The organism is Micromonospora sp. KC213 (genome assembly GCF_004348325.1).
GTDB lineage: Bacteria > Actinomycetota > Actinomycetes > Mycobacteriales > Micromonosporaceae > Micromonospora.
In genome coordinates, this window is record NZ_SMKF01000075.1 from 1 (window position 1) to 26,176 (window position 26,176).

Genomic DNA, 26,176 nt, shown 5'->3' on the forward strand with positions numbered 1-26,176 from the left:
CCCCCGACACCCCACCGCCCGCCGCCGTCGTTCCGGCTGCTGTCGACTCGCCGGCGGCCGGTTCCCGTGCTGCCCGGATGGCGCTGCCGATGTCCCGGCAGGTGCTCAAGGAAATGGCCGCGGAGTACGGCGTGTGCCTGCACCCGGTCACCCTGCGCCGCACCGACCTGCACACCGGTCAGACCGAGGTCATCGACCTGCCCTGCGGGTCCACCCGGGACGACAAGTGCCCACCCTGCGCGAAACGTGCCCGCCGCCTGCGGCAGACCCAGATCCGCGAGGGATGGCACCGCACCGACGAACCCGCCCCCGCACCAGAGCCAGCCACCGAGGCGCAGCGAGAGCTGATCCTGCTGCGGGCACACCTGGAATTCGCTCGCGACGACGCCCAACGCGCCGCCCAGTTCGACCAGGTACCCGCCATCGACCAGGCCATCACTGAGGTTGAAGAAGCCATCGCCGCCGAGGGCCTGCGCGGGCAGGTCGCCCCGCCTCATGACGGCAACGAAGACGACAACCCCGGTGGGCGCCGCAAGCGGTCCACCCGCCGCCGCCAAGATGCACCCGACCTGCCGCGCAAGAAGGTCGAACCCCGCACCGTCGGGAAGGTCTACACCGCCCCCGACGGCACCCAACACCGTCCGTCGATGTGGCTGACGCTCACCCTCGACTCCTACGGCCGTGTCCTGCCCGACGGCACACCCGTCAACCCGGACACCTACGACTACCGGCGGGCGGCCTGGGACGCGGTGCACTTCGCCCGGCTGCTGGACCGGTTCTGGCAGAACCTCAGGCGGTGTGTCGGGTGGAATGTGCAGTACGCCGGCTGCGTCGAGCCTCAACGCCGGTTGGCGCCCCACGCGCACTTCGCGATCCGCGGCACAATCCCCCGGGCGGTGCTGCGGCAGGTCGCTGCCGCCACCTACCACCAAGTCTGGTGGCCTGCTGCCGACGAACCCGTGTACTCCCTCGACCGGCTCCCGGTCTGGGACGGAGACCGCGCCGAGTGGGTCGACCCCGACACCCGCGAACCACTCACCACATGGGCTGACGCCCTGGACGCCATCGACTCCAACCCCGATGCCGAACCAGCGCATGTGGTCCGCTTCGGCGTCCAGGTCCGCGCCGAGGGCGTCACCCCCGGCACCGTCCACGCCCAACGCACGATCGGCTACATCACGAAGTACATCACCAAGTCCGCCGCCGACTGCCACAAGACCGACACCGACCGGCAGCGCGATCACCTCGACCGGCTCTGGCACCAACTACGGGTCACGCCGTGCAACGACCGCTGCGCCAACTGGCTGCTCTACGGAATCCAGCCGAAGAAGGCACACGGCCGCCTCCAGGCAGGCCGCTGCAAGGGCAAGGTGCACCAGCGCGCCACCCTCGGCATCGGCGGTCGCCGCATCCTCGTCTCGCGTGACTGGTCCGGCAAGACTCTCGCCGACCACCGCGCCGACGCCCGCGCCTGGGTCCGCAACCTCCTCGGCGTCACCACCGGCGCCAACGATGCCGACCCCGTCGACCAAGACGACCCACCCGCCTACGCCTGGGAACTCGCCCGGCCCGAAGACGCCGACGTCCCACCCCTGCAACACCGACTCCTACGCGCCCTCTCGCAACGCGCGCAGTGGAAAGCCGCACTCCTCGCCGCTCGCGACAAAGCCGCACAGGGCGCCGCGACGCTGACCGACCCCGACCTCACCGGCCAGGAAGGACGTGCCTGATGACCAACGCCAACCAACTGCGCGTGGCCGTGCCCAAGAGCGTCCGGCCCGCTGAAGCCGCTGCCCTGCTCGGGGTCTGCCGGGACACCGTCTACGTCCTGATGCGCTCCGGCCGGCTCCGTTCGATCAAGGCGGGACGGGCTCGCTTGATCCCGCTGGCCGCGATCGATGAGTTCCTGTCGGCGGATGAGGAGTTCGCGGCATGACCGGCCGGCGTCGTCGTGCTCATGGTGAGGGCTCGGTGTACGAGCAGCGGCCTGGCGTGTGGGCTGCGGTGATCGACCTCGGTTGGATCGACGGGAAGCGGAAGCGCAAGTACGTCTACGCCAAGAGCGAGGCTGAGGCGGTCCGGAAGCGGGACGAGCTGCGGCGGCAACTTCAGCTCGGCGTCGACCTCACCGCCCAGCCCCGGACGCTGGAAGCCTGGTTGACTGAGTGGCTGCGGGACGTGAAGGCGCACGATGGCACCCGGCCGTCAACGCTGGTCCGCTACCGCCTGGCCGTGAGCAAGCACCTCGTGCCGGGTCTGGGTCGGGTGAAGCTCGATCGGCTGACGCCTCGGGATGTACAGCGGTTCCTCACGGGGCTGCGGGACAAGCTGGCGCCGGCCAGCATCATCAAGGTTCACGCCGTGCTGCGTGTCGCCCTGGCCGACGCTGAGCGGATGGACCTGGTGCCGCGCAACGTCGCCAAAGCGGCCAAGCCGCCGGCTCTCGGCCGGACGGAGCGACGTGCTCTGACTCCCGAGGAAGCCAAGACTCTGCTGTCGGTGCTGACCGGTGACCGGCTGGAATCGCTGTTCGTCCTGGCACTGGCGACCGGTCTGCGACGGGCTGAGTTGTTGGGCCTGCGGTGGTCGGATGTCGACCTGGCGGGGAAGGCTCTGTTCGTTCGACAGACGCTTCAGCGAACGGATCGCGGGTTGGAGTTCGTGCCGCCGAAGACGCACCGGTCGAGTCGTCCGCTGCCGTTGTCGGCTCTGGCTGTCCGGGCGTTGGAGGCGCAGCGGGTGCGTCAAGCTAAGGAACGGCTTGCCGCTGGTGAGGTGTGGTCGGATCACGGTCTGGTCTTCGCCAGCACCATCGGTACCGCGATGGAACCGCGGAACGTCAACCGGCGCTTCGAGCAGCTCCGCGCGGCGGCCGGGCTGGACTGGCTACACCTGCACGACCTGCGGCACGCGTTCGCCACGTTCCTCCTCGACCAGGGCGAGGAACTGCGCACGGTGATGGAACTGCTCGGGCACTCCACGATTCGGATGACGGCTGACACCTACGGGCACGTCCTGCCGGCGCGGGCTCGTCAGGCTGCCTCGGCCATCGACCGGATTCTTGGCGAGGAGGGGACGGCGTGACCGCTTGGCTGTACGAATGGCTGTACTCGGGGCCGAGATCAACCGGTGAAAGTGCTGGTGGAGCCCAGGGGACTCGAACCCCTAACCCCTGCCTTGCAAAGGCAGTGCTCTGCCAGTTGAGCTAGGGCCCCCAGGGCGGTCGGGCCGCCTGGTGCTGGCTACGACGAGCGGTCAGCGCAGGTCGGGCGCGGTGGTCGCCTCGTGCCAGAGGGCACGCTCGTCGTTGGACGCCTTGACCTTCTGAGCGACGACGGCAGCCACGGCGACGACGCCGGCCAGGATCAGAAGCTTCTTGAACATGGGGCGCCCCTTCGCGCTCGACTACCGTCGGAACGGGTGTGCGGTGGGGCTAGCTGGAATCGAACCAGCGACCTCAGAGTTATCAGCTCTGCGCTCTAACCGACTGAGCTATAGCCCCGCGTGGCGACGAGCAAGGTTAACCCATCGCCCGGTCCGACCCCAAATCGGGGTGGCCGTGGCGCTCGCGCCTACTCGACCGTACTCGCGGCGCTCGTCGGCGGCGACCCGTTTCCCCCGCGCGTGTTCGGTGCGGCCCGGGTAGATCGACTGTTGATGCGGCCTGTGGGGGTGTCCGGGCAACCACAGAACGCAATACGCGGCAACGAAGTCGATCAAGGCCCGGACAGGACGACTGAAGCGTCGGGTGGACAGCTCGACGCCGGGGCGCCGCTGGTGCGGCACCCCGGCGTCGAGACGGCATCAGTCGCGCTCGGCGAGGGTCAACTCGATCCCGCCGACCAGGTCGGCACAGACGTTGTAGACGAACGCGCCGAGCGTGGCGAGCGCGGTGAACAGGACGACGTTGACCAAGCCGATCAACGCCGAACTGAGGATCACCCCCTTGGCGGTGATCTGGAAGCCGCCGGAGTTCCCGCTCGCGTTGACCAGATCGGTCAGACTCTCATTGACACTCTTGAATACCCCCATGGCGTCCAGGGCCAGGTAGAGCACCGAGGTGGCGACCACAACCACGATGAACAGCACGATGGAGACAGCGAACGCGAACTTCATCACCGACCACGGGTCGATCCGCTTGAGGTTCAGCCGGGCCCGGCGCGGCCCGCGCGAGGCAGCCGAGCTGACCGAGGTACGCGCGGCGCGTACCGCGTCACCCACCCGCGCGGCCCCGACCGCCGCCGAATTGGCGACCCCCGGTGGCAGGCCGCCCCCACTCGCGGGACGGCCGGTGCCGGTCGCCCGGGTACCGTCCGGCGACGGCGACGGCGACGGCTTGCCCGCGCCGCCGACCTTGGGTTGGGTGCCGGTCCCCGACGGCGACGCGGCGGCACCCACCTTGATCGGCTGTGTGGCGTTGCTCGACGTGCTCGACGTGACCACCGGTATAGCGGCGGAGGTCGGCGCCTCCACGTCCGATGTCTCGGACCTCTCGCTCGCCGGCGTGTCGTCGCCTGGCTTCTCCGGCGGCGGGGCCATACCCGGGGCCCGGGTGAACTTCGGGGCAGGCGCGTCGGCGGGGACGGTCGCCCGACCCACGGCCGCGCGGCCGGCCGCGGTGGTGCCGCTCTTCGCGGCCTCCTCGTCGACCGGGGTGGCCGAGGTCCCCTTGTTCCCCGACTTCGCCTGTGTCTCCGTCATCAACTAGTCCTGTTCGTCAGGCTCGTCGGCATTGCGAGCAATCGCCACGATAGTCACGCCGTCCGGGAGGTCCATCAGCTTGACCCCCATTGTGTTCCGGTCACGCGTACGGCGTACAGGCTTCACCGGAGTCCGGATGACGCCACCGTTGCTGGTGATGGCGAACAACTCGTCCTCCGGGTCGATCACGACCGCGCCGACCAGACCACCGCGTCGCTCGGTGATCTTCGCAGTCAGCACGCCCTTACCTCCCCGGCCCTGGACCGGGTATTCCTCGATCGGGGTACGTTTCGCATATCCCCCGTTCGTGGCTACCAGAACGTCCATACCCTCCCGGACCACCTCCATGGCGAGCAGGACGTCGTCATCGGAGAATCGCATGCCGATCACGCCCGTGGTGGCCCGCCCCATCGGCCGCAGCGCCTCGTCGCTGGCGTTGAACCGGATCGCCTGAGCGTTTTTCGAGACCATCAGCAGATCGTCGGAGGGTGCGACGAGGGCGGCACCAACCAGTTCGTCCTCATCGCGCAGGTTGATCGCGATGATGCCGCCGGACCGGTTGGAGTCGAACTCCTCAAGCCGCGTCTTCTTCACCAGGCCGTTCTTCGTGGCCAGCACCAGGTAGGGGGCCACCTGGTAGTTCGGGATCTCGATGATCTGCGCGATCTGCTCGTCCGGTTGGAACGCGAGCAGATTGGCCACGTGCTGGCCCTTGGCCACCCTACTGGCCTCCGGCAACTCGTACGCCTTGGCCCGGTAGACCCGCCCCTTGTTGGTGAAGAACAGGATCCAGTCGTGCGTCGAGCAGACGAAGAAGTGGCTGACGATGTCGTCCTGCCGCAACGTGGCCCCGCTGACGCCCTTGCCGCCACGCCGCTGCGAGCGGTAGAGGTCGGCCTTGGTGCGCTTGGCGTACCCGGTGCGGGTGATGGTGACCACCACGTCCTCCCGGGCGATCAGGTCCTCCATCGAGACCTCGCCGTCGAACGGCACGATCTTCGTCCGCCGCTCGTCGCCCCACTTGGCGACGATCTCGCCCAACTCCTCCGAGACGATCCGCCGCTGCCGCTCAGGCTTGGCGAGGATGTCCTTGAGGTCGGCGATTTCCACTTCCAGCTTCGCCAGGTCGTCCAGGATCCGCTGCCGCTCCAGGGCCGCCAGCCGCCGCAGCTGCATGTCCAGGATCGCGGTGGCCTGGACCTCGTCGATGTCCAGCAGCCGGATCAGGCCCTGCCGGGCGTCGTCGACGGTCGGCGAACGCCGGATCAGCGCGATCACGTCGTCCAGCGCGTCCAACGCCTTGGCCAGACCACGCAGGATGTGCGCCCGCTCCTCCGCCTTACGCAGCCGGAAAGCCGTCCGCCGGCGGATCACCTCGATCTGGTGCTCGACGTAGTAGCGGATGAACTGGGCCAGGTTGAGGGTGCGCGGCACCCCGTCGACCAGCGCCAGCATGTTGGCGCCGAAGGTCTCCTGAAGCTGGGTGTGCTTGTAGAGGTTGTTCAGCACCACCTTGGCGACCGCGTCGCGCTTGAGCACGAGCACGATCCGCATGCCGGTACGGCCGGAGGACTCGTCGCGGATGTCGGCGATGCCGGCGAGCTTGCCCTCCTTGATCAGCTCGGCGATCCGCTCGGCCAGGTTGTCCGGGTTGACCTGGTACGGCAGCTCGCTCACCACGAGGGCGGGGCGGCCACGCTTGTCCTCCTCGACCTCGACCACGGCACGCATCCGGACCGAGCCACGGCCGGTCCGGTACGCGTCCTGGATACCGGCCTGGCCGACGATCAGGCCGTAGGTGGGGAAGTCGGGGCCCTTGACGATCTCCAGCAGCGCTTCCAGCGTGGTGGCCTCGTCGGCCTCCGGGTGCTCCAGGCACCACTGCACGGCCGCGCCGATCTCCCGCAGGTTGTGCGGCGGGATCTTGGTGGCCATGCCGACCGCGATGCCCTCGGAACCGTTGATCAGCAGGTTGGGGATGCGGGCCGGCAGGATGGTGGGCTCCTTGGCCCGGCCGTCGTAGTTGTCCTGCATATCGACGGTGTCCTCGTCGATATCCCGCATCATCTCCATGGCCAGCGGGTCGAGCTTGCACTCGGTGTACCGCATGGCGGCGGCCGGATCGTTGCCGGGCGAGCCGAAGTTGCCGTTGCCGTCGACCAGCGGATAGCGCAGCGACCAGGGCTGCGCCATCCGGACCAGCGCGTCGTAGATCGGCGAGTCACCGTGCGGATGGAACTGACCCATCACGTCACCGACGACCCGGGAGCACTTCACGTAGCCGCGGTCCGGCCGGTAGCCGGAGTCGAACATGGCGTAGAGGATCTTGCGGTGGACCGGCTTGAGCCCGTCCCGGACGTCCGGCAGCGCCCGCCCGACGATGACGCTCATCGCGTAGTCGAGGTACGAGCGCTGCATCTCGACCTCGAGGCCGACCGGCTCGATCCGGTCGTGCTGCGCGACGACGGCGGCGGCTACCTCCGGGGTCTCCGGCTCGTTCGGGATGGACTCGGGAGTATCGGTCACTGTTAACCCTTATCAGACTCAGAGTCGTTTTTGTGCTGTGGATAACGGCTGTGGAAACCGGCCAAGCTGTGGATAACTCTGTGGACCCGCAGGTCGGCCGGTGGCTGCCGGCCGACCACCCGAGCCGGTCAGATGTCCAGGAAGCGCACGTCCTTGGCGTTGCGCTGGATGAAGGAGCGGCGGGCCTCCACGTCCTCACCCATCAGTACGCTGAACAGCTCGTCGGCGGTTGCCGCGTCGTCGAGCGTGACCTGACGCAGGGTGCGGGTGGCCGGGTTCATCGTGGTCTCCCACAGCTCGGGGTAGTTCATCTCGCCGAGACCCTTGAACCGCTGGATGTCGTCCGGCTTGGCGTTGGGCTTCTTCTGCTGACGCAGCGCGATCAGCCCGTCCCGCTCCCGGTCCGAGTACGCGTACTGGGCGTCGTCGCCCTTCTTGTTCCACTTGATCTTGTAAAGCGGTGGGGCAGCCAGGTAGACGTGGCCCAACTCGACCAGCGGCCGCATGAAGCGGAACAGCAGAGTGAGCAGCAGCGTCTGGATGTGCTGGCCGTCGACGTCGGCGTCGGCCATCAGCACGATCTTGTGGTACCGCAGCTTCTCGATGTCGAAGTCGTCGTGGATACCGGTGCCCAGGGCGGTGATCAACGCCTGGACCTCGTTGTTCTTGAGCACCCGGTCGATCCGGGCCTTCTCCACGTTCAGGATCTTGCCGCGGATCGGCAGAATCGCCTGGGTACGCGGATCGCGCCCCTGCTTGGCCGAGCCGCCAGCCGAGTCGCCCTCGACGATGAAGACCTCGGACTCGCGCGGGTCGGTGGACTGACAGTCGGCCAGCTTGCCCGGCATCGAACCGGACTCCAGCAGCGACTTGCGGCGGGCGAGCTTGCGCGCCTGCTGGGCGGCGATGCGGGCCCGGGCCGCCTGGGATGCCTTCTGAATAATGATCTTCGCCTCGGCCGGATTCCGGTCGAGCCAGTCCACCAGCCACTCGTTGCAGACCCGCTGCACGAAGCTCTTCACCGGGGTGTTGCCGAGCTTGGTCTTGGTCTGGCCCTCGAACTGCGGGTTGGTCAGCTTGACCGAGATGATCGCCGCCAGGCCCTCGCGGATGTCCTCGCCGGAGAGCTTCTCGTCTCCCTTGAGCAGTTTCTTCTCCGCGCCGTACCGGTTGACCACGCTGGTCAACGCGGCCCGGAAGCCCTCCTCGTGGGTGCCGCCCTCGTGGGTGTTGATCGTGTTGGCGAAGGTGTAGACCGACTCGCCGTAGGACTCGTTCCACTGCATGGCGATCTCGACCGCCATGCCCTCCTCCTCGGCGCCGAACTGGACCACCGTCTTGTGGATCGGGGTCTTCGAGGCGTTGAGGTGCCGAACGAAGTCGGCGATGCCGTCCTCGTAGAGGAAGGTGACCTCGCGGAGCTTGCCTTCCTCGCCCTCCGGGACCCGCTCGTCGAGCAGGTGGATGGTGAGGCCGCGGTTGAGGAAGGCCATCTCCTGCAGCCGGCGGTAGATGGTCTGGAAGTCGAAGTTGACGGTCTCGAAGATGTCCGGGTCGGGCCAGAAGGAGACCGCCGAGCCGGTCCGGTCGGTCGCCTCGCCCTTCTCCAGCGGGTTGGGCTTCGAGTTGGTGTACTGCTGCCGCCAGACGAAGCCCGACTTGTGGATCTCCACCGCCATCCTGGTGGAGAGGGCGTTCACCACGGAGACGCCGACGCCGTGCAGACCGCCGGAGACCGCGTACGCCTTGCCGTCGAACTTGCCGCCGGCGTGCAGCACGGTGAGCGCGACCTCGACACCGGGCTTCTTGAGCTTCGGGTGCAGGTCGACCGGGAAGCCACGACCGTTGTCGGTGACCCGGACGCCGCCGTCGGCGAGCAGCACCACGTCGATCGTGTCGCAGTGGCCGGCCATCGCCTCGTCCACGGCGTTGTCCACGACCTCCTGCACGAGGTGGTGCAGACCGCGCTCGCCAGTCGACCCGATGTACATACCGGGCCGCTTGCGGACCGCCTCCAGCCCTTCGAGGACGGTGATCGACTCGGCGCCGTAATCCTGCTTGTCCTGCGCTGCCACCCTCGGCCACTTTCTCGCACCGGCCACGCCACAGGGCGCGGGGGCGCGGGTTCGGCGGGCAGCACGCGACGTCGGCGCACAAACCGGCCCCCGAGGACGCCAGGTCACGGAACGTGTGCGCCGGTCGCCGCGGTTGCCCGCGGATCGCGATCGGCTAGACCCGACACAGGACTTTGATCAAGGGCCGCCGGGGCCCGTGCCCGTCGCTCCGTGCCGGGTCTTCGTCTCGCCCCCAATCCTACTGTGCGCAACCGACGAAGACGCCACTCGGCACCCCTGCGCGGCGTCTGAGACCCCCGTAGCCGGCCGAACCGCGCTGCCCGCGACTCCCCCTACGCGCCAGGGGCCGATCTTCGGCGGCATCGCCGGGGAATCGTTGCCGGTCTTCCCTGGTGGCGTCCCGAGGAGCTTCGCCGATCTTCGCCGGTGCCCCGGGTGGATCCGTCACGGGACGGCCGGTCGACGGTAGCGCGCAGCGTGGCCGTACCGTACCTTTGCGGCACCGCCGCCACTCGTCTTGATCTTTGCCATCCGCAACCGGGACGATTGACCCGATCGATCCGACACGTGCTCAAGGGGTGACGCCAGATGGGGCTGGACAACGTCGCGGTGCACTGGCCGCGGACCGGCCGCTTCTACGACCCGGTCGCGCCGGCCGAGTTCGTCGATTTCGGCGAGATCGTGGACATCCCCCGGATCTCCGCGCCCACCGCGGCGCTCGCCGAACACATCGCCAAGACCGGTACCGTCCGGGCCACCGCGTACACGGAACTGGTGGACCTGATCCTCGGCTTGGAGAATGTGCTCTACGCCACCGAAGCCGCCGCCGAGGACGAGGATCCGGTGATCGACCCGGACGGCTGCTCCTGGATCGCCGGCGGGGTGGAGCGGTTCATCGCGCAGCACCGCCCGCACGGCGAGGCGGTGACCTTCGAGTCGGTCAGCGACGTGCTCCGCTCGCTGCTGGCCGACGGCCGCCTGGCCGAGCAGCAACTCCGCTGGCTGGACGCCCGGCTGGACCGGCTGCGCGACGAGAGCGGCGACCCGCCGCAGTGGGACTTCACCTGCGCCGAGCTGGGTGTGCTGGCCGCCTTCTACCGGCGCTGCGCGGATCGGGGCTTCGCCGTCTACGCCGATGCCGAGCCCGGTCGGCGTCCCGCCACCCAGCCGTAGCATCCGGGCGGATACGTCGGCCCGCGCAGCTGACCGGGACAGCCGCGCCGGTAGCGCGGACCGCTCGCTGTGCCGCACAGCCCAGCGCGGCCTGCTTGATTTACTCCGGTTGCGCCAGGTTCGGGTGTCCTCCGCCGTCGACAGCCCGAGATGCCGCAGTCGGCGCGGGCGGCAGCAGGCAGCGGGGATCAGCCGTAGGTGTCGCGGGGGCCTCGGCCGCGGACCCGGCGCGGACCGCGGGACCAGGACGGTGCGGCAGGGCCGTGGATGTGCAGCTTGCGAACCACGTTGTGGCCCACCTCACCGGCGATCCGCTTGAGCAGCGATTTGGCGAGCAGCCGTAGCTGGGTGGCCCAGGCGGTCGAGCGGGCCTCCACGGTCAGCTCGCCGTCCTCCAGCTTCACCGGGCGGCTGTGCTGGGCGATCTCCGGACCGACGACCTTCTCCCAGGCGCCGAAGACGGTCGCCTCGGCAGCCGGTTGATGCCAGCCACGCGCCTTCATCAGCCGCTCCAGCACCGCACCGAGCGGCTGCGGGTCGCGAGGGTCCGGCCCCGGCCCGGAGTAGCCACGCAGCCGCCGTTCCCCGCCGTCCCCGGAGACCACGCTGCGCCGGCGGGTCTTCGCCGCCGCCTCCCGTCGAGCCCGGGCCGCGTCCAACACCGCCCGGGCGAGCTGCGGCCCGGATCCGCCGCCGGCCGTCTGGCCTGCCACGGCGGCCTCGCTCGGCTCCGCCGACTCACCCTCGCCCCGACGACCCGGCGGGCGAGCCCCGGGCGGCCCCGACCCGGCGGCCTCCACCGGACCTGGTTGGCCGGTGCCGACCCGACCCGACCCGGCACCGTCCAAAACCGGCCGGTGACCGGTCCGGCGGGCCGGTGTCTCGCCTTCTCCCTCGCGTTCCGGGTCACTCGACACGTCGTACCGTCCCCTCGCCCACCACGTACCGGATGCCCCGCAGGGCCGCCGGCACGTCGTTGTCGACCGCGCAGGTGACCAGGAGCTGACCCGCCCCGCCGACCAGTTCCGCCAGTCGCTGGCGCCGGCCCGCGTCCAGCTCGGCGAAGACGTCGTCCAGGACCAGCACCGGCTCGATGCCGTCGGCGCGCAGCAGGTCGTACCCGGCCAGCCGCAGCGCCAACGCGAACGACCAGGACTCGCCGTGGCTGGCGTACCCCCTGGCGGGCAGTGCGCCGAGAGTGAGGGTGAGCTCGTCGCGGTGCGGGCCGACCAGGGTGGTGCCCCGTTCGATCTCGGCCGACCGGGACTCGGCCAGGGCTGCGGTCAGGGCCTCGGCCAGCGCGGCCCGGCTGACGGTCTGCTCCGGCAGCTCCACCGACGGCCGGTACGCGATGCCGGCCGCGCCCCGACCGGCCGCCACCGCGTCGTACGCCTTGGTGACGTGTGGGGCCAGCGCGGAGACCAGTTCCAGCCGCCCGGCCAGCAACTCCGCGCCGTGGTGGGCGAGATGGGTGTCCCAGACGGCGAGGGTGGACAGATCCCCGCCCCGTGAGCCGCCCGTCTTGCGGGCCAGGTACGCCGTCCGCAGCAGGGCATTGCGCTGCTTGACCACCCGCTCGTAGTCGGCGCGCACCCCGGCGTACCGGGGTTGCCGGAGCACCAGCAGGTCGTCCAGGTAGCGACGGCGCTCCGCCGGATCACCCCGGACGAGCTCCAGGTCCTCCGGGGCGAAGAGCACCAGCCGCAGCGCGCCCACCACGTCCCGGGCCCGGCGGGCCGGCGATCGCCCGAGCCGTGCCCGATTGGCCCGGCCGGGAACGATCTCCAGCTCGACCAGGAGTTCCCGGCCCTCGTGCACCACGGCGCAGCGGATCACCGCCGAGGAGGCGCCGACCCGCACCAGCGGAGCGTCGGTGGCGACCCGGTGCGAGTCCAGGGTCGCCACGTAGCCCAGCGCCTCGATCAGGTTGGTCTTGCCGACGCCGTTGGCGCCGATCAGAACGTTCGGGCCCGGCTCCAGGTCCACGTCGACCCGTTCGTACGAGCGGAAGTCGACCAGTTCGAGCCGGCGGACGTACACAGGCGGTGGATGCCGGTCAGCGCTTGTGGACGGCGTGCCCGCCGAACTGCTGGCGCAGCGCGGAGACGGCCTTCATCGCGGGCGAGTCGTCCTGCCGGGAGGCGAACCGGGCGAACAGCGCGGCGCTGATGACGTTCAGCGGCACGGCGAGCCGGACCGCCTCGTCGACCGTCCAGCGGCCCTCGCCGGTGTCCTCGGTGTAGCCGCTCAGCTCGGCCAGCTCCGGGTCCTCGTCGAGGGCCCGGTCCAGCAGGTCGAGCAGCCAGGACTGGACCACGGTGCCGTCCCGCCAGGACTTGATCACCCCGGGTACGTTCGTCACCATTTCGGCGGCGGAGAGCAGTTCGTAGCCCTCCGCGTAGGCGTGCATCAGGCCGTACTCGATGCCGTTGTGCACCATCTTGGCGTAGTGGCCGGCACCGACCGGGCCGGCATGCACAAAGCCGTACTCGCCGGCCGGCTTGAGCGCCTCGAAGACCGGCATCAGCCGCTCGACGTGCTCCGGTGCGCCGCCGACCATCAGGCCGTAGCCGTTCTGCCGGCCCCACACGCCGCCGGAGACACCCACGTCGAGATAGCCGATTCCGCGCTCGGCGAGGCGTTCGGCGCGGGGTGCGTCGTTGGTGTAGCGCGAGTTGCCGCCATCGATGATGATGTCGCCCTCGGTCAGTGCCTCGGCCAGTTCGTCGACGGTGGCGTCGGTGACGGCGGCGGGCACCATCACCCAGACCGCACGGGGGGCTTCCAGCTTCCCGGCGAGGTCGGCCAGGCTCGCGGCGTCGCTCAGCTCCGGGTTGCGGTCGTAACCGACCACCTCGTGCCCGGCCGCGCGCAACCGCTCGCGCATGTTGCCGCCCATCCGGCCGAGTCCTACCAGGCCGAGCTGCATCTGCTCCTACCCTCCGTACGTCTGGTCCTGCGGGGTGCCGGTCAGCGGGACACGCGGATCGGCATGATGAGGTACCGGTACCCCGGAATGACCTCGCCATCCTCGCCTGCGGGGGAAATCACCGCGGGCTTGAAGGCGTCGACGAACCTCAGCAGTGCGAACTGTGCCCCCAGGTTGGCCAGACCGTCGATGAGGTACTGCGGGTTGAAGCCGATGGTCAGCGGCTCGCCGGTGAAGGTGGCCTCCATCGCCTCGCTGGCCCGCGCCTCCTCGGTGCCGCCGGCCTCGACCACCAGGCCGTCGGAGCTGAAGCTCAGCAGCACCGGTGTGGTCCGCTCGGCGACCAGCGCGACGCGCTTGACCACCTCGGTCAGCGTGCTGACCGGCACCCGGGCCTCGGCGTTGTGGCTGGCTGGAAAGAGGGAGCGCACCGGCGGGTAGTTGGCGCCGTCGAGCAGCCGACTGGTGGTGCGCCGGGTGCCCCCGGCGAACCCGATCATGCCCTCGCCGGCGGAGCCCTGGGAGAGCGCCAGGGTGACCTGCCCGCCGAGCGGGCCGAGTGCCTTGGCGGTGTCGTGCAGCGTGCGCGCCGGGACCAGGGCGTTGAGGCTGATGTCCGGATCGTCCGGATGCCAGTCCATCTCGCGCAGGGCGAGGCGATACCGGTCGGTGGCGAGCATGGCAAGGGTGCCGCCGGTGAGTTCGAGGCGGACGCCGGTCATCATCGGCAGCGTCTCGTCCCGGCCGGCGGCGACGGCGACCTGGGCGACCGCGGCGGCGAAGGCGGCCGCGTCGACGGTGCCGGTGCTCTCCGGCATCTCCGGCAGGGTGGGGTAGTCCTCCACCGGCATGGTGGGCAGGGTGAACCGGGCGCTGCCGCAGACCAGCTCCAGGTGGGCCCCGACGGCGGCGATGTCGACCGGTTTGGCCGGCAGCGCCTTGGTGATCTCGGCGAGCAGCCGACCGGAGACCAGGGCGGCACCGTCGGCGTCTCCCTGCACCTCGACGGTGACCTGGCTGGAGACCTCGTAGTCGAAGCCGGAGACCTGCAGGTTGCCGTCGGTGACCCGGAGCATCACCCCGGCGAGCACCGGTACGGACGGCCGGTTGGGCAGGCTCTTCGCGGTCCACGCCACCGCTTCGGCGAGCGCGTCGCGCTCCACTCGGAACTTCATCAATGCCTCCGCGTCGACGTCAGCGACAACTCTCTCATGCCGACCGCTGCTCACCGTCCCGCCCGACCGTGCGGGTACCCATCGCACCTTAGGGCGCGCGGACATCGGCTGTGCGCCCGACCCCGGAGATTCGGGTGCCGGGGCGGCTGCCGACGGCAGCGTTCCGACCCGATCCACAGGAAGTCCAACGGTGATGATTGGTTTTTGTTGTTCAGAAGAAAAACCTCATCGTCTTCATCGCACCTGTGCAAACTGTGGAGAACCCGCGTCTGCCCAGCTCAGACAGGTTATCCACCGGTGGGTTCGCTGTGGAGAACCGGGGGGTAAACCGCCTGCGCGGTCCACAGGCCCCGCCGTCCCCGCCGTTGTCCACCGTCGTCCACCGGTTATCCACCGGTTATCCACCGGGTTTCTCCCCAGCGTTGTGGACAGCGACGACGGCGATCCCCGCCGTCGTCCCCAGAATCTTCCACAGGACGCCCACAGGCCGGCCGTCGACGGTGGACAACACTCCGGTCGTCCCCAGGTGTCCACAGCTCTGTCCCCAGGGTTTATCCACAATCTGTGGGTAACTGACTCCGAACCCAGCGTGGTTTTCCACCGCCTGTGGAACAGGGGGTGTGGACAACCGTGCCGACCTGTGGACAAGCATGACGCCGATTCTGGGCCCTCCAGCGGGTCGAGGGTCAACGCACACCTGTCCACAGGCACGAAAACGCCCGACCGACGGTGCCGGCCGGGCGTTGGAGGGTACGGGCGACGTGGCGTACGCGACGACGACTTCAGGTCGGCGGGCGTCTGACGCCGCGCCGTGACCTGTCGCTCAGGTGTTCTGCTTGATCCGGTTGGTCAGCTCGGCGATCTGGTTGTACAGCGAGCGGCGCTCGGCCATCTGTTGGCGGATCTTGCGGTCGGCGTGCATCACGGTGGTGTGGTCCCGGCCGCCGAACGCCTGCCCGATGCGGGGCAGCGACAGGTCGGTCAGCTCGCGACAGAGGTACATGGCGACCTGGCGGGCGTTGACCAGCACCCGGGAGCGGGAGTGGCCGCGCAGGTCCTCCAGGCTCACCCCGAAGTAGTCGGCGGTGGAGACCATGATCTGGTCCGCGGTGATCTCCGGGCCGGCGCCGTCCGGGATGAAGTCGCGCAGCACCTCCTCGGCCAGCGACAGCTCGACGTTCGACCGGGTGAGGCTGGCGAAGGCGGTGACCCGGATCAGTGCCCCCTCCAGTTCCCGGATCGAGTTCGACACCCGGGAGGCGATGAACTCCAGCACGTCCGGTGGGGCGTACAGCCGCTCCTGGGCGGCTTTCTTCTGCAGGATGGCGATGCGGGTCTCCAGGTCCGGCGGCTGGATGTCGGCGAGCAGGCCCCACTCGAACCGGGTCCGCAGCCGGTCCTCCAGCGTCGCCAGCTGCTTCGGCGACCGGTCGGAGGTGATCACGATCTGCTTGTTGGCGTTGTGCAGGGTGTTGAAGGTGTGGAAGAACTCCTCCTGCGTCCGCTCGCGGTTCTCCAGGAACTGGATGTCGTCGATCAGCAGGATGTCGACGTCGCGGTAGCGGCGCTGGAACGCGCTGGTCTTGTCGTCGCGCAGCGAGTTGATGAAGTCGTTGGTGAACTCCTCGGTCGAGACGTACCGGACCGAGCGGGCGTTGCCGAGCGTGGTGGCGTAGTGCCCGATGGCGTGCAGCAGGTGGGTCTTGCCGAGCCCGGAACTGCCGTAGATGAACAGCGGGTTGTACGCCTTCGCCGGTGACTCGGCCACCGCGACGCTCGCCGCGTGGGCGAACCGGTTGGACGAGCCGATGACGAACGTCTCGAACATGTACTTGGGGTTGAGGCGGTTGCCGCCGCTCTCCGCGCCCCCGGGGCGTCGGTCGGCCGGGCCGCCGGGACGGTGGTCCACCGCGGACCGGCCGGGCCCGCTGTCGGTACCTCCGTCGCGGGGAAGGCCGCGGGGACCGTGCGGGTCGCGTGGCGGCCGGGCCTCGCTGCGGTACGCCGGCTCGAACCCCCGCCCGTCGACACCGTGCGGGTTCGGCGCGGGGCGCTCGTCGAAGCCCCGCTGTTCGGGTGTGGGCTGGTTCACCCGCATCGACTCGGTGAAGCCCGCCCCGAACAGCGACTCCTGCCCGCCGTCGCGACTGGCCGGGATCCGGTGCGGGGGAGGCTCGCCCGGGTCGGTCGGCTGCTCCGGCGGCACCGACCCGTCGTGGTACGCCTCGGAGAAGCCGGACCCGGGTTGGGGTGGCTGCGGAAAACCGCCCGGCAGGTCGGGGAAGAGTGCCGGCCCGACGTGGCCGTCCCCGGGCGTCTCCGGTTCGGCGTCGGGGGCGCTGCGGTAGACGGTGCCGGCGGGACGGCCGGAGGCGTCCTCGGCCACGCGGACGGTGACCGCGACCTGGATGGGGCGGCCCAGCCGGCGGGTCAGCGCCTCGGTGATCGCCGGTCGCAGCCGGGACTCGATCACGTCCCGGGTGAAGGCGTCCGGGACGGAGAGCAGGGCGGTGTCCTCGACGATCGCCCGCAGCCGGGTCAGCCGCAGGTAGGCGCGCTGCTGTGCGGAGATGATCTCGTCGGCGAGTTCGTCGGTCGCCGCAGTCCACACCGCGGCGAGGTCGGTCGTACCGGCCACCGTCGTGCCACCCCCTCGCCTCTGCTCCCGGCCGCCGCTGTGGTCCAGTCGGCCGTTCCGGGCCCGCCACCGCATTCGAGCGGGTGGTTTCTCACCCGCCGGGCGGCTCACCGGCCGGCATCCACAAGTTATCCACAGCCTGTGTGTACCGACGATTGTGCCGCCCGCCGGACGCGGGTCGGACCGTGGCCCCCTGGTGTCGATGGGCGTTGAAGCGGGTTCACCGTGCCGAACGATTCACTGCCCTGTCCGGTCTTGCCCATCGGTGGCGACGCAAGCCCCCGACGCTGACCGCAATCGCGCACGGTAACAGCGACGACGGGGCACCATCAACCGCCGTCGTCAGATGCCGGTTGTCGGCATGAGTGAAAAACACCGGTTCGGTCGCCTGTCGCGCAGCTCGTGTCGCTGCTGCCAGGGTTTTGACGGTCATTGCTGACCTGCGTAGGCTGGAGCGGCTGCTCTGTCGCCCTCTGCTAGGGTGATGGGTGCTTGCTGTCCGCGAGCGGGTTCTCGCGCCGCCGAGGTCCAGTGTCGCCGGGCAGCACCGATCGGAGGCCACCCGCCGAGGTGGCCTTGGACCACCACACGACCCCGGCGATCCCGCGCCGTGGACGTACGAAAACGGAGAGCCTGACGTGAGCAAGCGCACCTACCAGCCGAACAACCGCCGGCGCGCGAAGACCCACGGCTTCCGGCTGCGCATGCGCACCCGTGCCGGCCGCGCCATCATCTCGACCCGCCGCGCCAAGGGCCGCGCCCGCCTGTCGGCCTGAGCCGACCGGGCCCGTTCCGGGGGACGTGGGCAGTCGTGCTGGCGGCCGCACAGCGACTGCGGCGCAGTACCGACTTCGCCGCAGCGGTCCGGGGTGGTCGACGCGCCGGACGTGGTGCCGTCGTCGTACACCTGACTCTGCCGACCCCTGAACCCGCCGCGACGATCTCGATGAAGCCGGCGCGGGGCGCCGGTGCGGAGTTGACCTCCGCGCCGACCCGCGCCGGCTTTGTCGTGTCCAAGGCGGTGGGCCCCGCTGTGGTCCGCAACAAGGTCCGCCGCCGGCTGCGGCATCTGGTCCGCGAACGGCTGGCCGCCCTGCCGGCGGGCAGCACCCTGGTGGTGCGTGCCCTGCCCGCCGCGGCCGAGGTGTCGTACGCCCGGCTGGGGGCCGACCTGGACGCGGCGGTCGACGCTGCGCGGAGGCCCCGCGAGCGGCGGTCGCGGTGAGCGGCGGATCCGCCGGGCCGCGGCCGGCCAGCCTGGGTGCCCGGGTGCTGAGCGGGCCGATCGTCGCGTACCGTCGTTGGGTAAGCCCGGCGCTGCCGGCCCGCTGTCGGTTCCACCCGTCGTGCAGTGCGTACGCCCTTGAGGCGGTGGCCCGGCACGGTGCGTTCCGGGGAACCGGGCTGACGGTCCGGCGGTTGTTGCGCTGCCATCCTTTTCACCCCGGCGGACATGACCCGGTGCCGGAGCCGGGCGACCGCCGCCGTGCCGACGTGACTGGAGCCTGAGTGTTTAGTCTCGACTGGATCTACTATGCAATCTCGTGGATCCTGCTGACCTGGCATTCGGCCTGGGACGCCATCGGGGTGTCGGCCGGTGCGGTGATCGGCACGAACTGGTCCTGGATCCTGGCCATCGTCTTCCTGGTGGTCACCGTCCGGGTGATCCTGTTCCCGGTCTTCGTCAAGCAGATCAAGTCGCAGCGGGCCATGCAGGCGCTCCAGCCCAGGGTCAAGGAGCTGCAGGAGAAGCACAAGGGTGACCGGGAGACGCTCCAGAAGGAGATGATGGAGCTCTATCGGAAGGAAAAGGCCAACCCGCTGATGGGCTGCCTTCCGATGTTCCTTCAGATCCCGGTCTTCCTCGGGCTCTTCCACGTGCTGCGTCGGCTCGACCCGGCCAAGTCCAACAAGACCCTCTACGGCTGGACGGTCGACCAGTTCGACAGCGCGGCGACCGCCAAGATCTTCACCGCCCCGATCGCCGGCAAGTTCGGCTCCACCGCCGAGGAGCTGGCCCGGCTCGGCGCCAACGGCACCACCGTCAAGATCATCGCTGGCATCCTGGTCCTGGTCATGATGGGCACCACCTATCTCACCAGCCGCCAGATGATCCTGAAGACGGGTTGGGCGGAGGACCCGCAGCAGCGGATGATCCAGCGACTGATGCTCTACGGCATCCCCCTGTCGCTGCTGGTCTCCGGCGCGATCTTCCCGATCGGTGTGATCATCTACTGGGTCACCAACAACCTCTTCACCCTCGGCCAGCAGCAGTGGGTGCTGCGGAAGTTCCCGCCCCTGGTGACCAACACCAAGCCGGGCACCACCACCGCCCGCAACCCGGTGCAGCCGGCCAAGACCGGTGGCTTCCTCAACCGGAACAAGCCCGCCTCGACTCCCGCCGCGCCGGCCACGCCGAAGATCGCCGGGCCGAAGCCGGGCGCGAAGCCGACGAACCCGAAGAAGGGTGGCCGGCCGGCCAAGCGGCAGGGCTGACCCTCCTGGGCCGCCGCCGGAACCACCGGTACGGCGGCCCTCCGGCAACCGTGCAGCCGCCGTACGGCCGGCGCCGGGCCGGAACCGCCGCGCGCCGCGCGGTCACGGGCGAAACCGCCCGTACAGACGTGCCGGTGGGCACCGGCCATCTCCTGCCGGTGCCCACCGGAAACCAGCGGACCCGACGGTCCGTCCGAGCGAGTACGGAGATGAGACCGTGACCGACACCAGCATCCCCAGCGCCGAACAGTCCGTGGATGAGGAGACCCGGGCCACCGTCCCCGGCGACGAGGAGCCCACCGAGACGGAGACGGGCACGCCGAAGAAGGCCGCCAGCGAGAGCGACCTGTTTGCGCAGAGCGAGATCGCCGCCGACTACATCGAGGGCCTGCTCGACATCCTCGACTACGACGGTGACATCGACGAGCTGGTCTCTGCCGGACGTCCGGTCGTCGAGGTGGTCGGCGGCCGGCTGCAGAACCTGGTCGGTCAGCGGGGCGCCACCCTGGAGGCCCTTCAGGAGCTGGCCCGGCTCGCGGTGTTTCGGCAGACCGGTAGCCCCAGCCGCCTGCTGCTCGACATCGGCGGCTACCGGGCCACCCGGCGCAAGGAACTCGCCGCGGTGGCCCGCAACGCCGTGGAGAAGGTCAAGGAGCACGGCGAGCCGGTCCGCCTGGAGCCGATGTCCGCCTTCGAGCGCAAGTGCGTGCACGACGTGGTCAACGCGATCAGCGGCGTGGCGAGCGAGTCCGAGGGTGTCGAGCCCAACCGCCGCATCATCGTCCGGCCGGCGGACTGACCCGGGTGACTCACGACGCCACGACGGGTGCCACGCCGTCCGGGCCGCCGGCCGCCGGTGCCCTGTCCTCGCCGGCCGACGCCGTCCTCCCGGCGGAGCTGGCTCCCGCCGCCGCGACGCTCTTCCGCGACCGGCTCGACCTGGCCGCCGCTTATGCGGAGCTGCTCGCCACCGATGGGGTGATCCGTGGCTTGATCGGGCCTCGGGAGGCACCCCGGATCTGGGACCGGCACCTGCTCAACTGCGCCGCGGTGGCCGAGCGCATCCCCGAGGGCGCCAGCGTCATCGACGTCGGGTCGGGGGCGGGGCTGCCCGGTGTGGTGCTGGCCATCGCCCGCCCTGACCTTGAGGTAACCCTGGTCGAGCCGCTCGCCCGGCGTACCTCATTCCTGGTGGAGACGGTCCAGCGGCTGGGGTTGGCGCGGACGGTGCGGGTGTTCCGGGGCCGGGCCGACGAGGCGGCCGCGAGCGGAACCGGGCTCGGCCCGTTGAGCGCCGACGTCGTCACCGCTCGGGCGGTCGCACCGCTGGATCGGCTCGCCGGGTGGTGCCTGCCGCTGGCCACGCCGGGTGGGCGGCTGCTTGCTCTGAAGGGGTCGTCCGCCGCCGACGAGATCGCCGAGCACGCCGCCACGGTGGCCCGGCTCGGCGGCGGCGAGCCGGAGTTGCACCACTGTGGGGTCGGGGTGATCGACCCGCCGACCACCGTCGTTGAGGTCGTCCGTGAGCGGGTCGTCCGTCCGCCGGCGGCGCAGAAAGCCCCGAAGCGGTCGCGGGGCGGCCGTAAGCGGTCCGGCTGATCGATGGATCTGGCTTCGGAGTGCTTCCGGCACCCGGTCAGGGCGTGGCGGTACCCCGCCCGGCCGGAGATCCGAGATGGACCCGCCGCGCCTGTCCCCCGTAGGCTGGCCGCGCGTCGATAGTGTGGAGCGGGCGGGCACCGGGCGCACCGGATCCCGACCGCTCCCGCTGGGCCGTACGCTCCGCGGCGCGAGTGCGGCGTGCGGCCCGGTAGGCGGGGTGCGGACCGACCATCCGGAGCGGGCAGGGATGACAGGTGCATGACGACGGCAGGTACGACGATCCACGGGTGAACCGCCCCGAGGGACTTCCTCCCGGCGCGGACCATGTTTCACGTGAAACCGAGCAGGTTTCCTGGCCCGCCGACGGTCAATCCGGATCCGTCGGCCCGCCTGAGCGGGACCAGGCGCTACGCCGTGTTCCGCCAGCGGTCGGCGCGGCCCGACCCGCCCCCCGGTCGTACGTGCCGCCGCCCGCCACGGCGGAGGGCGACGGTCGGCCGGCGAACGTCGTAACCGGACGCGCCGCCCCGGTGCGCCGCAACGCCGGTGTGCCCACCCGGTTCGAGATCCAGGTCGGCGCAAGCGTCCCACCGCTCGTCCCGCAGCAGTCGCATCCGGGTGCCGGATCGGATAACCCGCCCGCCGTCGTCGACACGCCGGGCCCGGCCACCGGGGTGGTCGCGGACCCCGCGCCCGCCGCCGCGTACGTTTCACGTGAAACCCCGACGCGCGAAGAGGATGACCCACCGTTGGCTATGGAGGCGATGCGCGCCGTGCAGATCCTTAACCCCAGTGGCGAGGTGACCATGCCTCGTCCCGAGCGGACGCGGGTGATGTGCGTCGCGAACCAGAAGGGCGGCGTGGGGAAGACCACGACCACGGTCAACCTGGCGGTGGCGCTCGCCCTGCACGGAAACCGGGTTCTCGTGGTCGACCTCGACCCGCAGGGCAACGCGTCGACCGGCTTGAACGTCCCGCACCACACGGGGGTGCCGGACGTCTACGACTGCCTGATCAACAGCGTGCCGCTGGAGGAGGTGGCCCAGGAGGTCGAGGGCATCCCCAACCTCTACTGCGTGCCGGCCACCATCGACCTCGCCGGTGCCGAGATCGAGCTGGTCTCGGTCGTCGCCCGGGAGTCCCGGCTGGCTCGGGCCATTGCCGCCTACCCGGGGCACTTCGACTACGTCTTCATCGACTGCCCGCCGTCGCTCGGCCTGCTCACGGTCAACGCGTTGGTGGCGGCCCAGGAGGTGCTGATCCCCATCCAGTGCGAGTACTACGCCCTGGAAGGGCTGAACCAGCTCATCAACAACATCAACCTGGTCCGCCAGCACCTCAACCCGATGCTGGAGGTCTCCACGATCCTGCTCACCATGTACGACCGCCGTACCCGGCTGGCCGACGCCGTGGAGCAGGACGTCCGCAACCACTTCGGCGACAAGGTGCTCCAGGCGGTCATCCCGCGCAACGTCCGCGTCTCGGAGGCACCGAGCTACGGGCAGTCGGTGATGACCTACGATCCGGGGTCGCGGGGTGCCACGAGCTACTTCGAGGCCGCCCAAGAGATCGCCGAGCGTGGTGTCAAGGAGCCGGTGAGCCGGAATGCGTAGTGCGGACAAGTCGCTGGGAGGCGTCGCATGAAGAACCGACCCCGTGGCGGTCTGGGGCGAGGACTCGGGGCACTGATCCCGACCGGGCCGGCGCCGGCTGCGCCCGGCGCGGTCGCCACCGCTCCCGAGCCGGATCCGACCCGCACTGCGCCAGCGGCATCCGCCGAGGCGCTCGCTGCTCCGGCGACGCCGGCGGTCACCCCGCAGCCCGAGTCGCAGTTGAGCCCGGTGCCGGGGGCACGCTTCGCCGAGATCCCGGTCGACGCGATCATGCCCAACCCGAAGCAGCCACGGCAGGTCTTCGACGAGGAGGCCCTGGAGGAGCTGAAGACCTCGATCCAGGAGGTCGGTTTTCTCCAGCCGATCGTCGTGCGGGCCCTCGACGCCGACAAGTACGAGCTCGTCATGGGCGAGCGCCGATGGCGGGCGGCCCAGGCGGTGGGCCGGGAGAGCATCCCGGCGATCGTCCGGGACACCAAGGACGACGCGATGCTCCGCGACGCGCTCCTGGAGAACATCCACCGTGCCAACCTCAACCCGCTGGAGGAGGCGGCCGCCTACCAGCAACTGCTGGAGGAGTTCGGTGCCACCCACGAGGACCTGGCCCGGCGGATCGGCCGTAGCCGGCCCCAGATCTCGAACACCATCCGCCTGCTGAACCTTCCGCCCCAGGTGCAGCGACGGGTCGCCGCCGGGGTGCTCTCCGCCGGCCACGCCCGGGCACTGCTGAGCCTCGACGAGCCGGAGGCGCAGGAACAGCTCGCCCTCCGTATCGTCGCCGAAGGACTCTCCGTACGTGCGACCGAGGAGATCGTGGCGCTCGCCCTCTCCGACGGCACGACGAAGGCACCGGCGGCAAAGCGGCGGCCCAAGCCGGTGGCGCCCGCACTCACCGATCTGGCCGACCGTCTCTCCGACCGGTTCGACACCCGGGTGAAGGTGGACATCGGCCGGAGCAAGGGAAAGATCACCATTGAGTTTGCCACGGTCGACGACCTGGAACGCATCGTCGGCATCATCGGCGTCGGTCAGGAGGCAGAGCCCGGAGAGGACTGACTTCTCCGCGTCGGCTCGATCGGCCGTGCCTCCATCCGGGAGGCACGGCCGATTTCGGCTCGATGGCAGGTGTCGTCCGGGTCGTTCCGGTGCCTTCGTGCGGCTGACTTGGCGAGTGCGGGTGCAGTGGCTGCGGTGTAGCGGACGGCGGTGCCAGGAAGGGGGCGGCAGGGAGGCGGCTCAGGGTTCGGTTTCGAGGAACTGGGAGAGCCGCAGGGCGAGAGGTCCCAGCTCTCGGTCCGCCTCGACGCCGAACAGCAGAGTGGCGGACCACGGCGCGAACGACGGTGCGATCTCCGCCGCCCGCAGGGTGACCGCGAGCGACACGCGCCCGAACCCGTCGTGCGTCGCTTCGATGGTGAGCTGTCCCCGCGCGGAGGTCCAGTGGCGTACGCCGTCCCAGCCGCGCCAGCCGGCGGCCAGCCTCGTGAAGAACTCGGACAGTCGGACTGTCTGCGGGTTGACGAATATCCCGTCGATTTCGACCACGGCGGTTGCGGTCATGCCATCCCCGTGCAGCTCGGTGGGCAGGGCGAGCACGTAGCCGTCGCCATACGGATCCTGCGGCGGATAGAGCACCCAGCGCGAACCACTACCCGACTGGAGGACGAAGGACTCGCTCATTGTCGGTCAGGGTAGGCCCGCTGGCCGGGATTGTCGCGCCGCCGGGTACGCCTCGACCGTCAAGACTGGTTTCACGTGAAACGCGGCCCGCAACGGCTCGGTTGGTTCCACGTGAAACCCGACTCAGGCGGACGTGACCGGCGCGTCGCCCGCCCAGCCGGCCGACGGGCGGTCGTCCACCTGGCTGCGGCAGTTGCTCGGCCACGGCGTCGGGGTCAGCCCGTTGACGAATCAGTAGGGATGTTTCGGGAGAGCTGCCGCCGATTTCCGGCCGAGAAGCAGCCGTCCGGGCGCTCGCTCGTTGTAAGGAAAGGAGCCGGCGCGCGGGCTGTGGATGAGGCGTGAGTTATCCACAGAGGTTTTCCACAGGCAGGCTCCGTTTCACGTGAAACACGCTGTCCCGCAGCACGCTGAGCTGTGGATGACGGGGTGTGCTGGCGACCCAGCAGCCTGTGGACAACTGCTCTCCAGCACCCGGATTCCGTCCACGGCGACGGGCGGGCACCGGTGACCAGTGCCGTTCGGGGTAGGGACAGGGGGTGACCGACTCGGCTAGGGTCAGCGTCGTGCCCGACACCCCTCCCGCACTTCCCGACTTCACCCAGTGGCCTTCGTTTCCCTTCGAAGGCGACCTCCGTATCAAGCCCCTCGACGATCCGGTGCCGGTCGAACCGCCCCGCAAGGGCGAGGGGTACCGGGAATGCACCGCCTGCAACGCCCCTGACGAGACATACATCTGGGTGGGTGAGCGGTGGCGGGTCCGCGCCATGGACCGCCCCACCGGCCTCCCGATGGTGCTGATCCTCGAATCCCGGTCCCATCTCGACCTCGGCGACCTGCCCAACCTGCTCGCCGCCGAGTTGGGGGTGATGACCGTACGCCTGGAGCGCGCCATCCGGTCGCTGGACGGTGTCGCCCGGGTGCACGTCAACCGGTGGGGGGATGGTTCAGCGCACCTGCACATGTGGTTCCTGGCCCGGCCATACGGGCGGCTCCAACTGCGTGGCACCTTCCTCTCCCTGTGGGACTCGATTCTGCCGCCGATCTCCGAGTCGCAGTGGCGGGAGAACCTGGCCATGGTGGCCGCCTGGCTCGCCGAGTTCGGTGGCCGTCCGCTCGCCGAGCCGCCGCGCATCCAATGGCAAGCCCCCTCCAGCCTCGCCGAGTCGGTGGGTAGAGAGGTGGTCGACGTCGACGTGGAAGAGGCCGTATCGGTGATCGAGTCCGAGCAGGAGACGCCCGTGGCGGAGGACGAGGTCGCCGCTGACGAGAGCACCGAACCGTCGGGTTCCGCCGACGAGCCCCGCGTCACCACAACCACCGACGAATCCGCCCCGACCGGCGACACCACGACCAGCAACGAACCCGGTGCCCCCGGGGACGCGCAGAACGGCGACGAACCGGCTCAGCCGCACGTGCGGGACGGTGATGACCAACCGCAGCCAGCCGTACCGGACGACGACAATGACCCGGCTACCGCTGCCGCCGGTAAGCCGGACGAGCGGCGATCCCGGGCCGGCTGACGACCGTGCACTGCACCACTACGTCGACGAGGTGACGGGCCGGGT

The 26,176-nt window shown here is 70.0% G+C and carries 23 protein-coding genes and 2 tRNA genes; 13 read left to right on the top strand and 12 right to left on the bottom strand.

The genetic code is table 11. From position 1 onward, the window contains the following. The 3 genes from E1166_RS16645 to E1166_RS16655 all read left to right on the top strand — a co-directional run. Window positions 1-1,730 (top strand): replication initiator (locus E1166_RS16645; protein ID WP_243710383.1); only part of this gene is annotated, 1,730 nt, incomplete at its 5' end. After that, entirely contained in the window at window positions 1,730-1,936 is a 207-nt protein-coding gene (locus E1166_RS16650; protein WP_132339933.1) for a helix-turn-helix domain-containing protein, read from the top strand. The genes E1166_RS16645 and E1166_RS16650, both read left to right, overlap by 1 nt. After that, window positions 1,933-3,084 (top strand): tyrosine-type recombinase/integrase, encoded by a 1,152-nt coding sequence (locus tag E1166_RS16655; protein ID WP_132339935.1) that lies wholly within the window; start codon window positions 1,933-1,935, stop codon window positions 3,082-3,084. The genes E1166_RS16650 and E1166_RS16655 overlap by 4 nt, the downstream gene beginning before the upstream one ends. A gap of 55 nt (window positions 3,085-3,139) precedes the next feature. Here E1166_RS16655 and E1166_RS16660 read toward each other — a convergent pair. The 6 genes from E1166_RS16660 to gyrB all read right to left on the bottom strand — a co-directional run bounded on the left by E1166_RS16660 (window position 3,140) and on the right by gyrB (window position 9,302). After that, window positions 3,140-3,215: transfer RNA gene (locus E1166_RS16660), tRNA-Ala, on the bottom strand. Window positions 3,216-3,255: 40 nt separating this feature from the next. Then, on the bottom strand, window positions 3,256-3,384 hold the full coding sequence (locus E1166_RS32085) for a DLW-39 family protein (RefSeq protein WP_243704690.1): 129 nt from the start codon (window positions 3,382-3,384) through the stop codon (window positions 3,256-3,258). Window positions 3,385-3,428: 44 nt separating this feature from the next. Further along, a tRNA-Ile gene (locus E1166_RS16665) sits at window positions 3,429-3,502 on the bottom strand. 302 nt (window positions 3,503-3,804) lie between these two features. Next, window positions 3,805-4,701 (bottom strand): DUF3566 domain-containing protein, encoded by an 897-nt coding sequence (locus E1166_RS16670; protein ID WP_132339937.1) that lies wholly within the window; start codon window positions 4,699-4,701, stop codon window positions 3,805-3,807. Between the two features lie 3 nt (window positions 4,702-4,704). Continuing rightward, a complete protein-coding gene (gyrA, locus tag E1166_RS16675; protein WP_132339939.1) occupies window positions 4,705-7,227 on the bottom strand; it encodes a DNA gyrase subunit A in 2,523 nt (840 codons plus the stop codon). A gap of 128 nt (window positions 7,228-7,355) precedes the next feature. Further along, the gene (gene gyrB / locus E1166_RS16680) at window positions 7,356-9,302 is read right to left on the bottom strand and encodes a DNA topoisomerase (ATP-hydrolyzing) subunit B (RefSeq protein WP_132339941.1); all 1,947 of its coding nucleotides are present in this window, start codon (window positions 9,300-9,302) and stop codon (window positions 7,356-7,358) included. A gap of 588 nt (window positions 9,303-9,890) precedes the next feature. On the opposite strand from gyrB, the gene E1166_RS16690 reads away from it, so the two are divergent. Beyond that, the gene (locus E1166_RS16690) at window positions 9,891-10,475 is read left to right on the top strand and encodes a hypothetical protein (protein ID WP_132339945.1); all 585 of its coding nucleotides are present in this window, start codon (window positions 9,891-9,893) and stop codon (window positions 10,473-10,475) included. Window positions 10,476-10,663: 188 nt separating this feature from the next. Here the strand turns inward: E1166_RS16690 and E1166_RS16695 are convergent, their stop codons facing one another. The 5 genes from E1166_RS16695 to dnaA all read right to left on the bottom strand — a co-directional run bounded on the left by E1166_RS16695 (window position 10,664) and on the right by dnaA (window position 17,217). Then, the gene (locus E1166_RS16695; RefSeq protein ID WP_243710384.1) at window positions 10,664-11,188 is read right to left on the bottom strand and encodes a DciA family protein; all 525 of its coding nucleotides are present in this window, start codon (window positions 11,186-11,188) and stop codon (window positions 10,664-10,666) included. 193 nt (window positions 11,189-11,381) lie between these two features. Beyond that, the gene (recF, locus tag E1166_RS16700) at window positions 11,382-12,515 is read right to left on the bottom strand and encodes a DNA replication/repair protein RecF (RefSeq protein ID WP_132339950.1); all 1,134 of its coding nucleotides are present in this window, start codon (window positions 12,513-12,515) and stop codon (window positions 11,382-11,384) included. Window positions 12,516-12,531: 16 nt separating this feature from the next. Next, window positions 12,532-13,404, bottom strand: a complete 873-nt coding sequence (gnd, locus tag E1166_RS16705; RefSeq protein WP_132339951.1) for a phosphogluconate dehydrogenase (NAD(+)-dependent, decarboxylating) — start codon at window positions 13,402-13,404, stop codon at window positions 12,532-12,534. A gap of 41 nt (window positions 13,405-13,445) precedes the next feature. After that, a complete protein-coding gene (gene dnaN, locus E1166_RS16710; protein ID WP_132339953.1) occupies window positions 13,446-14,579 on the bottom strand; it encodes a DNA polymerase III subunit beta in 1,134 nt (377 codons plus the stop codon). An 823-nt stretch (window positions 14,580-15,402) separates the two neighbouring features. Further along, window positions 15,403-17,217, bottom strand: a complete 1,815-nt coding sequence (gene dnaA, locus E1166_RS16715; protein ID WP_132339955.1) for a chromosomal replication initiator protein DnaA — start codon at window positions 17,215-17,217, stop codon at window positions 15,403-15,405. A gap of 638 nt (window positions 17,218-17,855) precedes the next feature. On the opposite strand from dnaA, the gene rpmH reads away from it, so the two are divergent. The 8 genes from rpmH to E1166_RS16755 all read left to right on the top strand — a co-directional run bounded on the left by rpmH (window position 17,856) and on the right by E1166_RS16755 (window position 23,984). Next, window positions 17,856-17,993 carry a 50S ribosomal protein L34 gene (rpmH, locus tag E1166_RS16720; RefSeq protein WP_013736606.1) on the top strand — a complete coding sequence of 46 codons (138 nt, stop codon included), beginning with the start codon at window positions 17,856-17,858 and terminating at the stop codon, window positions 17,991-17,993. Window positions 17,994-18,028: 35 nt separating this feature from the next. Continuing rightward, window positions 18,029-18,442, top strand: coding sequence for a ribonuclease P protein component (gene rnpA / locus E1166_RS16725; protein ID WP_132264199.1), 414 nt, complete (start codon window positions 18,029-18,031; stop codon window positions 18,440-18,442). 44 nt (window positions 18,443-18,486) lie between these two features. Beyond that, window positions 18,487-18,726: a membrane protein insertion efficiency factor YidD gene (gene yidD, locus E1166_RS16730; RefSeq protein ID WP_207914274.1), complete on the top strand. Its 240-nt coding sequence runs from the start codon at window positions 18,487-18,489 to the stop codon at window positions 18,724-18,726. Further along, entirely contained in the window at window positions 18,727-19,713 is a 987-nt protein-coding gene (gene yidC / locus E1166_RS16735) for a membrane protein insertase YidC (protein WP_132339959.1), read from the top strand. A 217-nt stretch (window positions 19,714-19,930) separates the two neighbouring features. Further along, complete coding sequence (locus E1166_RS16740) at window positions 19,931-20,512, top strand: R3H domain-containing nucleic acid-binding protein (protein ID WP_132339961.1); 582 nt, start codon at window positions 19,931-19,933, stop codon at window positions 20,510-20,512. A gap of 62 nt (window positions 20,513-20,574) precedes the next feature. Further along, window positions 20,575-21,312 carry a 16S rRNA (guanine(527)-N(7))-methyltransferase RsmG gene (rsmG, locus tag E1166_RS16745; RefSeq protein WP_243710386.1) on the top strand — a complete coding sequence of 246 codons (738 nt, stop codon included), beginning with the start codon at window positions 20,575-20,577 and terminating at the stop codon, window positions 21,310-21,312. A gap of 551 nt (window positions 21,313-21,863) precedes the next feature. Next, window positions 21,864-22,928 carry a ParA family protein gene (locus tag E1166_RS16750; RefSeq protein WP_279433224.1) on the top strand — a complete coding sequence of 355 codons (1,065 nt, stop codon included), beginning with the start codon at window positions 21,864-21,866 and terminating at the stop codon, window positions 22,926-22,928. Between the two features lie 27 nt (window positions 22,929-22,955). Then, window positions 22,956-23,984 carry a ParB/RepB/Spo0J family partition protein gene (locus E1166_RS16755; protein WP_132339965.1) on the top strand — a complete coding sequence of 343 codons (1,029 nt, stop codon included), beginning with the start codon at window positions 22,956-22,958 and terminating at the stop codon, window positions 23,982-23,984. Window positions 23,985-24,164: 180 nt separating this feature from the next. Here the strand turns inward: E1166_RS16755 and E1166_RS16760 are convergent, their stop codons facing one another. Continuing rightward, window positions 24,165-24,608, bottom strand: coding sequence for a DUF6228 family protein (locus E1166_RS16760; RefSeq protein ID WP_132339967.1), 444 nt, complete (start codon window positions 24,606-24,608; stop codon window positions 24,165-24,167). A 566-nt stretch (window positions 24,609-25,174) separates the two neighbouring features. Here E1166_RS16760 and E1166_RS16765 point away from each other — a divergent pair. Then, window positions 25,175-26,131 (top strand): hypothetical protein, encoded by a 957-nt coding sequence (locus E1166_RS16765; RefSeq protein WP_132339968.1) that lies wholly within the window; start codon window positions 25,175-25,177, stop codon window positions 26,129-26,131. Window positions 26,132-26,176 lie beyond the last annotated feature (45 nt).